Origin of the sequence: Gilliamella sp. Pra-s60 (assembly GCF_009795755.1) — a bacterium.
Classification (GTDB): domain Bacteria; phylum Pseudomonadota; class Gammaproteobacteria; order Enterobacterales; family Orbaceae; genus Gilliamella.
Genome location: NZ_WTFA01000015.1, coordinates 12863 through 26277 on the forward strand (window position 1 = coordinate 12863; position 13415 = coordinate 26277).

Annotated in this window: 9 protein-coding genes; 6 read left to right on the plus strand and 3 right to left on the minus strand. The window is 31.5% G+C overall.

All coding sequences use genetic code 11. From position 1 onward, the window contains the following. Position 1 precedes the first annotated feature (1 nt). Positions 2–601, minus strand: a complete 600-nt coding sequence (rsmG, locus tag GQ596_RS09160; protein WP_160401377.1) for a 16S rRNA (guanine(527)-N(7))-methyltransferase RsmG — start codon at positions 599–601, stop codon at positions 2–4. Continuing rightward, the gene (gene mnmG, locus GQ596_RS09165) at positions 579–2471 is read right to left on the minus strand and encodes a tRNA uridine-5-carboxymethylaminomethyl(34) synthesis enzyme MnmG (protein WP_160401378.1); all 1893 of its coding nucleotides are present in this window, start codon (positions 2469–2471) and stop codon (positions 579–581) included. The genes rsmG and mnmG overlap by 23 nt, the downstream gene beginning before the upstream one ends. Before the next feature lie 708 nt (positions 2472–3179). Here mnmG and hda point away from each other — a divergent pair. Continuing rightward, positions 3180–3863 (plus strand): DnaA inactivator Hda, encoded by a 684-nt coding sequence (hda, locus tag GQ596_RS09170; RefSeq protein WP_160401403.1) that lies wholly within the window; start codon positions 3180–3182, stop codon positions 3861–3863. 1 nt (position 3864) lies between these two features. Then, complete coding sequence (locus tag GQ596_RS09175) at positions 3865–4644, plus strand: Cof-type HAD-IIB family hydrolase (RefSeq protein WP_160401379.1); 780 nt, start codon at positions 3865–3867, stop codon at positions 4642–4644. A 69-nt stretch (positions 4645–4713) separates the two neighbouring features. Here GQ596_RS09175 and GQ596_RS09180 read toward each other — a convergent pair whose 3' ends face one another. Beyond that, on the minus strand, positions 4714–6216 hold the full coding sequence (locus tag GQ596_RS09180) for an MFS transporter (RefSeq protein ID WP_160401380.1): 1503 nt from the start codon (positions 6214–6216) through the stop codon (positions 4714–4716). Between the two features lie 297 nt (positions 6217–6513). On the opposite strand from GQ596_RS09180, the gene GQ596_RS09185 reads away from it, so the two are divergent. Genes GQ596_RS09185 through GQ596_RS09200 form a run of 4 tightly spaced genes read left to right on the plus strand, consistent with a single transcriptional unit; the run spans position 6514 to position 13150 of the window. Then, positions 6514–8082 (plus strand): oligogalacturonate-specific porin KdgM family protein, encoded by a 1569-nt coding sequence (locus tag GQ596_RS09185; RefSeq protein ID WP_160401381.1) that lies wholly within the window; start codon positions 6514–6516, stop codon positions 8080–8082. 40 nt (positions 8083–8122) lie between these two features. Then, entirely contained in the window at positions 8123–9688 is a 1566-nt protein-coding gene (locus tag GQ596_RS09190) for an SGNH/GDSL hydrolase family protein (RefSeq protein WP_160401382.1), read from the plus strand. 19 nt (positions 9689–9707) lie between these two features. Beyond that, complete coding sequence (locus tag GQ596_RS09195) at positions 9708–10874, plus strand: polysaccharide lyase family 1 protein (protein ID WP_202113786.1); 1167 nt, start codon at positions 9708–9710, stop codon at positions 10872–10874. 32 nt (positions 10875–10906) lie between these two features. Next, a complete protein-coding gene (locus GQ596_RS09200; protein ID WP_160401383.1) occupies positions 10907–13150 on the plus strand; it encodes an exopolygalacturonate lyase in 2244 nt (747 codons plus the stop codon). The last annotated feature ends 265 nt before the right edge of the window (positions 13151–13415 follow it).

The window sequence follows — 13415 nt, forward strand, 5'->3', positions numbered from 1 at the left end:
ACTATTGAATAATAATTAAACATCTTTGGGCTTCTAATTCCGGTATTGTCAGTTTGATATTTTGCTTAATGGTAAAACCCGTTGGTATAGGATCTATATCACTTCCTTTTAAAGCATAGAAAGCTCCTTTTTGATTTGGTAAATGTTTACACCAACTAAGCATATCTTGTAAAGAAGCAAAAGCTCGGCTAATAACACCATCAAACTTTTTATCGTTATACTCTTCTATTCGGCTTTGTATTGGTGTGATATTTGTTAATTTGAGTTCAAACTGAACTTGCTTTAAAAAGCGAATACGTTTACCTAAACTATCAACTAGATCAAATTGTTTATCTGGATTAATAATTGCCAGTGGAACTCCCGGTAATCCAGGGCCAGTACCAACATCAATAAAGGTGTTTCCTGTTAAATAAGGTGATACCATTAAACTATCCATAATGTGTTTGACTAGCATTTCATTAGGATCACGTACAGCGGTTAAGTTGTAAGCCTTATTCCATTTATTGAGCATTTCAACGTAATGGATCAATTGATCTATTTGTGATCCAGTAATCAAAAGATCCGTTTGATCAATTAGGTTAGTGAGTTTCTTTTTTAACATAATTCTTCTTTTTTAAATAAACTAATAACATTGAAATAGCTGCAGGCGTTATTCCTGATATGCGTGAAGCTTGCCCTATAGAAACCGGTTTGTGTTGCTTTAATTTAGCAACCACTTCGTTTGATAATCCTGATATTTCAGCATAATCAATATGTTCAGGAATTAGTGTTTCTTCGTTGCGTTTTTGGCGTTCAATTTCTTCAATTTGCAGTTTAATATAACCATCATATTTAACTTGAATTTCAACTTGTTCAGCAGCTTGTGCATCAGTTAATCCAGGTGCAAATAGCGAAAGTGATTTTAAGGTTTGGTAATTCATTTCAGGCCGTTTAAGTAGCTCTTCACCATTGGCTTCTTTGGTTAAATTAGCACTTAATACTGCGTTGACTTCGTCAATTGTTTCTATATGAGGATGAACCCATATATCACGCAGACGTGCTCTTTCTTGTTCAATGGCTTCGAATTTTTCATTAAAACGTTGCCAGCGATAATCATCTACCATGCCAAGGTTACGGCCAATTTCTGTTAAACGAATGTCTGCATTATCTTCACGTAACATTAAACGATATTCAGCACGAGAAGTAAACATACGATATGGCTCGTTAGTACCAAGTGTGCAAAGATCATCTACTAGTACACCTAAGTAAGCTTGATCCCGTGTTGGATGCCATTGATCTTGATCATACGCAAAACGAGCTGCATTTAAACCTGCTAGCATGCCTTGAGCGGCAGCTTCTTCATAGCCTGTTGTGCCGTTAATTTGTCCAGCTAAAAATAAACCTTTGATCACTTTACTTTCAAGTGTTGGCTTAAGATCTCTTGGATCAAAATAATCGTATTCGATCGCGTAACCTGGTCTGACGATATTTGCATTTTCAAGCCCTTTCATGCTACGAACAAAAGCAAGCTGAGTGTCAAAAGGTAGACTTGTTGAGATCCCATTTGGATAGATTTCATTGCTATCTAATCCTTCCGGCTCTAAATAGATCTGATGTGAATTTCGATCAGCAAAACGCATGATCTTATCTTCGATCGATGGGCAATATCTTGGCCCTACACCTTCAATGATCCCTGTATACATTGGGCTACGATCTAAATTAGATCTGATTATATCGTGTGTTTTTTCGTTTGTACTTGTTATATAGCAAGGGATCTGTTTTGGATGATCACTTGAATTGCCTAAAAATGAGAAAACAGGTACAGGATCGTCGCCATATTGTGTGCCTAATTTTGAAAAATCAATCGTTCTTGCATCAATACGGGGTGGGGTACCTGTTTTTAAGCGTCCCATTCTGAATGGATATTGATGTAGTGATTTTGATAAACCAATTGAAGCAGGATCACCTGTTCTGCCACCACTATAATTATCAAGTCCTATGTGGATCTTTCCGTCTAAAAAAGTACCTGTTGTTAAGACTACAGTTTTAGCTTTAAATGATACTCCCATTTGGGTTTTAACACCGATGATCTGATCGTTTTCAATGATCACATCTTCAACTGATTGTTGAAATAACATGAGGTTTTCTTGATTTTCAAGTGCTGTTCTAATTGCTTTGCAATAGAGGGATCGATCTGCTTGTGCTCGTGTAGCTCTAACCGCAGGACCTTTACTGCTGTTTAATATTCTAAATTGGATCCCAGCATGATCAATAGCCTGAGCCATTAAACCACCCATGGCGTCAATTTCTTTAACCAAGTGACCTTTGCCAATACCACCAATGGCAGGATTACAAGACATTTGTCCTAATGTATTGATATTGTGGGTTAAAAGTAGTGTTTTTCTTCCCATTCTTGCTGATGCCATTGCTGCTTCTGTTCCTGCATGGCCTCCACCAACGATGATGACATCAAAAAGATCTGGATAAAACATAAAAAGCCTCATATTTATTTTGTGTACAGGTGATCTCTATTTTAGATCGGGTGATTTGGTTTATTTAGCGTAGGGAATTTTACTCATCTTTTTGGTTACGTCAAATGATCTATTTTGATCGCGCTTTAAATTAAATAAGATCTTTTAGATGATCTTTTTATTTTTATTATTATTACGTTGGATCCTTTTTGTGGGTAACTCTATTTTTTTATTATTTTATTAGATCTTAACGATCGCTTAATTGTGTTAATTGATCGGATCTTTTTTGTTTTAATTCTGTTGATAAGTGTTATTGTTATTCACAATTGATTTTTAGTTTTAGGTTGTTAATAGGCTTATAACAACTTATGATCCCGTTTTGTCACAGAGTTATCCACAAAAAAATAAATCTGTTTGCTTAATTTTTAACTTTTATTGGTTTTATTTTATACTTAGGTGAGTGGTTTACTATTTTATGATCTTATTATGTGCTCAAAATGATTCTATAAAGTTTAAAGTTATTAAATTATATTTTTTTAATTAAAATTATTTAGTTTAGCTTATCTTTATTTTTTATTAATGGGTAAATTAACTTGTATTTGTGTGACTTAAAAGTATGGGGTAGATAATTTAGAGTGTAGGATATTTTTCTTTTCTATAAAACTTATTGATTTTTATAAAAGCAAATTTATACTTAACATAATTGTATTTTTATAATGAGGTTATTTTATTACTCTTTCGCAGCTGCCTTTGCCATTTTTGTTACCTAATAATGAGACTTTTGATAGTTTTTATGTAGGTGATAATCGATTATTGTTTGATTCATTACAAACTTTACTAAGTAAAGAGGGTTTTAATGTCTTTTATATATGGTCGGCTAGTGCTGCGGGTCGAACTCACCTTTTACATGCCTCAAGCCAACATAAGTTAGCTAGTTATATTCCATTAAAACAGTATTATCACTTAGTGCCAGAAATATTACAGGGACTAGATAATTACGATTTGGTTTGTTTAGATGATATTGATGCAATAGCAGGTCATAAATATTGGGAAGAGGCTATTTTTGATTTATTCAATCGGTTGACTGAAAAAAATGTGAGCAAATTATTAATAACTGCAAATGCACCACCTAAACAAATTTCTTTTATATTACCTGATTTAGTTTCTAGATTATCTTGGGGACAAGTTTATCAATTAAAAGAGCTTAGCGATGATGATAAGCTTAAAGCTTTACAATTAAGAGCACAACTAAGTGGGTTTGAATTATCAACAGAAGTTGGGTTATTTTTATTAAAGCGCGTTAATCGTGATATGCGTACACTGTTTTCTTTGTTGGAAAAGTTTGAAGTAGCTACGCTTGCGCAACAACGTAAGTTAACTATCCCCTTTATTAAACATATTTTGGATTTGTAATATGATTAAAAAACCTGAAGCTATCGTTTTTTTTGATTTAGATGGAACATTATTTAATAGTCAAATTGATGTATCCCTCAGTTCTCTTGAAGCCATAAAAAAATTAAGACAAAATAATATAGCACCAATAATTGCAAGTGGTAGAACACCTTGTGAAGTTACTGGTTTAATAGAAAAAACTAAGATTGATTCTATTATTGGTATGAATGGGCAAGTAGTTATTTACGAAAAGGAATTGGTTTATACTAATAGTATTGATAAAAATGTTATCGCAAGAATTTATGAATTTTCTAAACATGAAATGAATATACCGCTTTCATTTTATAATTATCAAAAGATGCGAGTTTCAGAAGATAGCCTGCCAACTAAGACCTTTTATAATTATTTAAAACAAGAAGTCCCGCTTATTGATCATGAAATCTATTTAAGAGAGCCAATCCAAATGCTGTTATTGTTATGTGAACAAGGTGAGTCAAATTATCGGGATAGGTTTCCTGAATTAACATTTATTCGTAATACGCCTTATTGCGTTGATGTCTTTAATCATGGTGGTTCTAAAGGTAATGGTATTACTAAACTATTACAAAATAAGGGGTTTACTGATGTACCAACTTATGCTTTTGGTGATGGAATGAATGATTTTGAAATGTTTTTAACGGTTGATCATCCTATTGCTATGGGGAATGCTGTTGATGAATTAAAAGATAAAGCTGAATTTGTGACAGATACCAATGATAATGATGGCATTGCTAATGCATTGAAAAAATTTGGATTGATTTAATTTTCTATTTAAAAAAAATCATCTAATATTAACAATTAGATGATTTTTATAGTTAGATTTTATTTATTGTTAGTGATGCTTAAAACCAACATTATTATTGCCAAAGCAGTTGTCATAGTCATATCCCGTTAGTTCTTTGACTAAGTTTCTTATTTCTGGTGTTGCATCTTGTTTTTTACCACCATTTTTCAGTCTTTCTAGTTCTTGAATAATTTGTGCGTGAGTAGATTTATCTAATTTCATGCGGTATGTAAATATAATACCTAAAATGGCCATTCCACATACCCCAACAATCATTACTAAGTTGATGGCATCTACGGCACTTTGTGGTTGTACACTGTTGACCCCTGAGACAAATCCAGAAAACTTCAATACGAGTCCTAGAATAAAAACAATTGTTGCTCGCATTAGTTTACCAGCCATGGTCATTGCACCTGCGTAGATACCTTCACGGCGCCTTCCAGTTAATACTTCATCAATATCTGCTAGAAATGTATAAACACTCCAAGGAATGTAATAAACCCCACCAGTACCTAATCCAAACCAAATTGTGATACCAACAACAATCCAAGTTATATTTGGCATATTAAAGTAGTAGATACCAATATAACCAATTACAGAAGATATAACGATTAATATAGCAATTACAAAAGGACGTTTGAATCCGCGTTTTACACACCATGCCATAAAAAATGCAGTCGAAATTAACTGGCATATACTACTTAAACTATTCATTTCTGATACAAATGTTTTTGGTTGACCTAAATTGAAAACCACAAAATAGGTAAATGTTGCAGCGAACAACCATTCAGCACCAAAACCGAATAAGTACATGCCTAAATGGTTTCTGAATGTTTTTAAGCGGAATGTTGAAAATACGTCAGAAAATAATTTAATTATACTTTCCCAAAGACCAGATGTTGTTTCGTCTTCTATTTCATCAACAGATTTTTCCCAACTATTGGTATATAGTAAAATAAGTGCTATAGCCATAATAGTGGCATAGGTAATACCGGTAAGTAAGAATGGTAATGGTGAGTCTTTACCATTGAATAGATAGAAAAATATACCCGGTATTGCTGCCGCTAAGAAGTTTGCAACTTTACCAAACATCGCTTTTGAACCTGCTAAATAGGTTCTTTGATCAAAGTTTTTGGTCATTTCTACTGGTAATGTGTTGTATGGAATCATTATCATTGTATAAATGAACTCAAATAGAATATAGGTTGTTAAGTAGTACCAAAAGTTCATTCCATCAACCCATAGTAACGGGTAAATAATCATACAAGGGATTGCTAATAAGATGAAAAACCGACGACGTCCAAAACGACGTCCTAGTTTGGTATGATTAAAATTATCGGTAATAAACCCCATCAATGGATTTAAGATAACATCTAAATAGGTTGCTATTGAAAATATTAATGTTGCTTGAAAAGCCGAGAGGTCACAAAAAGTTGTATAAAAGTAAAGTAGCCAAGCAGCACTAATAGCCAGCGCACCACTTCCTATTAAGTTACCACTACCATACGAAAATCGAGTTAGTGTGGTTATTTTTTTTTGATTGTCAGCCATAAATTACTTTCCTTTAATAATGAAATGACGTTTTAAAAATATTGCTTAAAGGATACTAAATTTATTAAAATTTACTTTAATTTTTTTTTAGAAATGTGATATTGGTAACAAATTATTTATTTTTTAGGGATTAATTTATTCTTTTATTTTAAATAAATTTATATATATCATTGAGTTACAAAAAAACACTGATTGTTTTTCTAAACTGTGATCTTATTAACAGAAAAATTTATTAAAAACATAAAAAATATAAAACAATATTTCAAAAATAAAAAAACTAAAAATAAGGTAATGGTAATGGGGAAAATAAAATTAAAAAAAATTTCTTTAATGATATTTATTTCAACATTTTCGGTATATGCATTTGCTGGCCCAGGTCAAACTACTTTTCAATATGAACATAACTGGAAGTCAATGGATAGGATTCATGCTGATACTTTAAAGTTAATCCATAAAACGGATGATAATTGGCAATATGAATTTAAATTTGGTGTGAATGAAGGTGGTGGAAATAAACGTGATGTTTTATATGATGATATGTATGGTGGTTCAGGTGGAGTTGTGATCCAAAAAACATTTGGTCTTCCTAATGGTTGGGGGGCATTAATTCCTGCATTAGAGTTAGGGTTTGGTAAAGATTTAACCCTTTATCAACCTGGTTTGAAGTATAGCTATAAATTCAATAGTGATTGGTCAAGTAGTTTGCGTTACCGCTATGAATGGAAAAAAATATCTCAAGCAGAGCGGTATAAAATTGCAAAAATTTCCGGTAATGAAGTTAAATATATTTCAAGTAGTAATACAGGAAGGCATCGTTTAGATTGGGCATTAGCTTATTCAGGAATAAAGGCATTTAATCTTGCCTATACCTTTAATTACTATATTGGTGACTTTACCAATCAATCATATAAGGCATTGAAAAATGAATTAGTCAAAAATAAATATAAGGCTTATAACAATAAAAAAACAGATTATGAACAAGAATTTAAAGTAACTTATAACTACTCAAAATTGCTTCGCCCATATTTTTCTATTTCTGATGTTTCCAAAAACAAAACAACTGATACTCGACAAGCAAAATTTAAAGTCGGTTTTAATTACGCTTTTGGAAAATCAAATAATACAGAGTCTAATTTTACTTATAAAACTTATTTTAAATATGTTCATAATTATGGTTTAAGCTCTCGTTATCATAGTGATAATTTTGGTTTGCATCTTGACTTTGATAAGCAAGGTTATCTTGGTATTGGGGTAACAACTTATAATCAATTGAAGGATAGAGTCTTTTTTGATGATTTAGTTTCAAACTATTATCAAATATATGGTGGTTATAATTTCTATCTTGCTGATAATTGGATTTTAACACCAAATATGGAAGTAAGATTTTATTCCGGTGGTGGATATAAAGCTAAAAGCAAAGAAAATATTCCTCATTATCAATTAGGTGATGTTAGTGATTCACAACGACCAGGTATGCGATACGCACCAGCATTGAAATTAACTTGGTTATCAAACAACGATCTTTCATTTTATGGCCAATATCGATTTGAGTATCGTAAAGTTTCCCGTAATAAACGAGAAGATAGTGTTCAAGGTTATGTTGATAATCGTTCACGTAATCGTTTTGATATTGGAGCTCATTATGTTTTATCTCCTGATTGGAATATAGGATATCGCTTTTCATATCTAAAGGGTAATTATGTATTACAAAATGATAAAAAATATGATTATCAACAAGAAGTAGATATTAATTGGCAAGCCACAAAAGATTGGCAAATTAATTTTGCTGCGGAAGATATTGCTAAAAAAGTACATTCTAGTGCCAGAGAAACAAAGTTAGCTCTTGGATTAAGTTACTTATTTTAGTGATATAAACAATAATAAAATATGTATTTGTGGTGTAGCTATGATAAAAAAATCAATTTTAAGCCTTTTAATTTTTGCTTTTTCAGGAAACCAAGCTATTGCTAGTACGTTATTACAAGGCTATGTTTATGTTAATAAACCTGTTGCTAATGCATCAGTGATAATTCGTGATGTAAATAATAAAACCTTAACTACTACGACTGATGAACAAGGATTTTATCAGCAAGATATTTCACAATTATCTGCACCATTAGTTTTGTTTTCTGATAATAATTTACTTCATAGAGGTGGGCAAAAAGGAAGATGTGCTGGTAATTGTATTACATCATTAGTTAATGTATTACAAAAAGATAAGGTTAATACAGCTAATATTAACCCATTTACAGATTATTTTGTAAGTGAAGTTGCTAACCAAATGTCTTTTATTGGTCCAGAACAGTTGATTGAGAGTGGTGTTTTTTCAACTATAAGCGATGATATTTTAATCAAAGCAAGGCAGAAATTTTATATAAGGTTTAATCATGCATTGCAACAAGTTGGGATTACTGATCAATTATTTGATCCTGTGAGTGGAAGTGATCCTAATATAAATCGTTTATTTGATTTAATTATTTTTAATCGAGGGTATGATTCTTCTAGTGGGCAAGTTGGGGCTACAGTGCTATTGGATATGCGTTTTAAGCCTATTAGTGAGCAATCTATTTTTGATTATGGACTCGTTGTTGAGCAAAAAAATGAAAATATTAATGCTCAAAAAAGGATATTTATTCTTAGTGATTCAACAGCTTCTCATTATGATGCTAAAGTCTATCCGAGAATGGGGTGGGGGCAGGTTTTTGATCAGTTTATTGATAAAAGTGCCAATATTGTGGTGATAAATGGTGCTCAATCGGGACGTTCTAGTCGTAGTTTTTATGATGAAGGATGGTTTGATTTAATGGCTCCGTTAATGAAAAAAGGTGATTATATGATCATCGCTTTTGGTCATAATGATGAAAAATGTGATTCAAGTAATACCAAGCGAGGACAGGCCGATGTAAGCCATTTATGTACATATCCTAATGATGCAAATAATCGTAAGCAGTTTCCTGCTGATAATGAAAATATGTCTTTTCAAACTTCACTTGAGCGCTATATTAATTTTGCTAAACAGAAGCAAATGACGCCAATTTTAATGACTCCTGTTACACGATTCCGCGATGCTAATAATAAAATTGCTTTTCAAAATCAAAGTATAGATCCAGTTAGCCATACTCATTATACGAGTAATAAATTAGGTTTTGCTTACTGGGGGGATTATTCTCAAACAATAAAATATACGGCTAAAGTTAATAAAGTTGCTTTAATAGATGTAGAGTCATTAAGTATTGAATTTGCTAATCAACATAAAAATGATTGGCAATCTTACTGGCTGGTTGTTGATCCTAATGATCCAAAATTTCCGTACTACAAAACACAGTCTTCAGGAGTAATTGATCATCCTGATACGACTCATTTTCAAGAAAAAGGTGCATTAGCAATAGCTAAAATTATAGCTAATGCTATTAACCATTATTTTACCTTAAAAAAAGGCGTCGTTATTGATCAAAGTCAGGTCAATCAATAAAAAGTAAGGTATTTATTAAATGAAAAAATTAATGGTAGTCATTTTTATTTCTTTTGCTATAAATTTATATGCTTCAACAAGCCATGCTTTATTGCCTGCACAAATAAAAGTTAAACAAGCTCTTGATGTTGCTCCAATAGGAGGGTTTGGTAGCTATGATTTAAAGAAAAATAGCGGAACGATCGGTGGATCTCAAGCTAATAAAAATATGATCTTTTTGGTAAGCAATAAAAAAGATCTTTTGGATGCGATCATGATAAATAAAGATCAGCCGCGTATTATTCAAGTCGTTGGGAAAATTGATCTTAGTGATAATAAGCCATATAAAAACTTTGAAGATCAAAAGTCACGATCCTTAATAAATATTCCTAGTAATACAACATTAATTGGTATTGGTGATAATGCTGGCTTTATCAATGGTTCGATAGTGCTGTCTAAGGTAAATAATGTCATTATTCGTAATTTGAAAATTGAAGCGCCGGTTGATATTGAACCAAAATTTGAAACGGGTGATGGATGGAATGCTGAATGGGATGGTATTAACATTATTACTTCAACTTATGTTTGGATTGATCATGTGACTTTTACTGATGGTCAATTCACCGATGATAAGTACCTAGAAAAAGACGGATGGAAATATGTTCAGCATGATGGTTTATTAGATATTAAGCGAGGTAGTGATTTTATTACTATTTCTTATTGCTTATTTGAAAACCATGATAAAACCATGCTGATTGGCCATAGTGATAAGAATGAAGCTCAAGATGGAAATAAATTAAATATCACTCTGCATCATAATGTTTTTTCTAATATTCGCCAACGGGCACCAAGAGTAAGATTTGGCAAAATCCATCTTTATAACAATTTGTTTAAAGGCTCTGTTTATCAGTCAAAAACAGCTTATCCTTATCTTTATTCAATAGGTTTAGGCGTTAAAAGTAGTGTTATTTCTGAAAGTAATCAGTTTATGATTGATGGTCTGAAAGACAGCTGCAAAATTGCTAAGTCGTTCAAAGGCGATAACCTCCGTGATAGTCATTCTTTATTTAATCAACTAACTCTTAATTTGTCATCCTGTGGTTTTGATAACAACGTTACTTGGTCTGTTCCTTATCAATATCATTTAGATGATATTAGTTATTTTACTAATAATTACAATAAGTTAGTTGGTAATGGAAAACTTTGATAATTCAAAATAAACAAAAATTAGGATATATAATGAAAAAAATATTAACTTCGGCGCTTTGTATATCAGCGCTTTATGTTGGTACTGCTGGTGCACAAGAATGGAAAGTGGTAGCTTTTGGTCAATCAACTGATTTAAATTTTGCTTCACTTATTAAACCTGAAAAAGTAGGAATAAATAATGCTTGGATAGCAGGTCAAAAATCATATTTAATTCCTAACCAGACTTATGAATTACCTGCTGATTTTTATCTTGAAAGCAGAGGCGGTAAAATTGCCAACTCTCATGATGGGATGGTTGTTTTTTATACTAAACTTCCAGTTGATCAGACCTTTACATTAGAAAGTGATGTGACATTAGAACAAATTGGCCCTGAAGTTGATGGTAAAACTCCCGCAGCGCAAGAAGCGGTTGGCTTATTTGCTCGAGATACTATTGGCGTTGCCAGAAAAGAGCCTCAGCCAGCTGGCTATGAGGAGTTTCCTAATGCTTCGAATGTAATTATGAATGCATTAATTACGCAGAATAAAAGAAATGATGATTTAGTAAAAGTAACAGCATTAGTACGTGATGGTGTGATAAAAGCTTGGGGTAATGAAGGTATATCAATTAATAAAAATGATTATGTTCAAAACGTGAATTATGTTGAGGTTAAAAATATGCATTTAACCCTAACAAGAACTTCAGATAAATTCATGTTAGAGATGAAGGACAATACAACAGGTACAGTAAAAAAATGGCAAATGAATGATTATTCTGGTTTTATGAATCAACAAGATAATGAGAATATTTATGTCGGTTTTTTTGCTTCTAGAAATGCTAAAGTTGAATTTAAAAATTCTGCTTTAACGCTTGGCAATGAACATGTTAATTATGATAAATTGCCAGTGAAACCACCTGTAATTGCGGATATTAAACCCACTTTAATATTATCTTCACCGCAAGAGGTATACAATAAAGACTATACGTTACAATTTTTTCCAAATACTTCTGGTACTGTTTTTGTAAAAGAGCTTAATAAAACACTTAATGCCAAAGTTGGTGAATTATTACAATTTACAACTGAGTTAAAACAAGGAAGTAATACTTTTAGCGTTGAATTTAAAGATCAAACTAAAAAAAATAACCAAAACTTTACTATAAATTTGGGTAAATCAACTATTGAAAACTTATCTAATATTATTGTTTCACCGACAGGTAAAAATAACAATAAGGGAACAAAACAATCACCTGTTGATTTACAAACAGCAATTAATAGTATTGAACCCAATGGGGTGATTTATTTAATGGATGGTTATTATGATGGTGTAACTATTCCTGCAACATTAAGTGGTTTACCTGGAAAATTTAAAACTATTGAGGCGATGAATAAACATAAAGCTGTTTTTATTAATAAAACATTTGATTTGGACAGTTCTTATTGGTCGATAAAACAAGTTATTTTTGACGGTAATATTGATGGTAAAGACAATAAACCTGCTTATTTAAGAATTTCTGGTAATCATAATATAATCGATCAAGTTGTCACTCGTAATAATAGTGATACAGGATTAGCTATTTCAGCTAAAAGTAAAAATCGACTATTTTGGCCTTCTTATAATTTAGTTATGAATTCAGATTCTTATAATAATATGGATAAATCAGGTAAAAATGCTGATGGTTTTGCCGCAAAATTGGGTGTTGGAAAAGGCAATGTTTTTAGAGGATGTATTGCTCATAATAATACAGATGATGGATTTGATTTGTATAATAAAATTGAAGATGGTCCTAATGAACCTGTTTTGATTGATAGTTCTGTTACTTATTCTAATGGTTTTCCTTTTTCTAAACCAAATATTGCTAAAGGTAGTATTGGTAATGGTTTTAAATTAGGTGCAGAAGGGCAACCAGTTAACCATAAAATTATTAATTCTATAGCGTTAAATAACAATATGGATGGTTTTTCTGATAATTTTAATACTGGTTCTTATAGTATTAATAATAATATAGCTATTAATAGTGCAAGATATAATTATATTTTACGTGCTAATCCATATACTTTTTTAAAGCCGGTTGTTACTTTTGAACATAACTATTCTATTCGTGATAGCTGGCAATCAGTAATTGAAGATTCTTTGGGACCACAAGTCAATGTAAAAGATTTTCAATCTGTGACCCGTAATCAATTGTGGAAAGATGATGTTGAATTTACAATTACACGAGATCAATACGGAAATATAGTTTTACCAAAAGCATTAAAAGAATTAATTGATAAACACTTTGTTAAATATAATTAGTGTTAAAGCTTAGCGCTAAGCCTATTATTAGGTTTAGTGCTTTTCATTGAGATAATTATTCAACAGTGGTTTCGCTAAAATTTTTTTATTTAGTAATATTATTAAGTTATAGTTAATTTTTGTGAATTTACTCACATTTAGTGTTTTATAACTACCTAACTGTGGGGATAAATAAGTTTAATAGTTTTTTATATAGTTAATGTGATTATGGTAAGTTTATTATTTGCCATTTCTTGCAATCGAAATTACTTTTTGAAATGGCAAA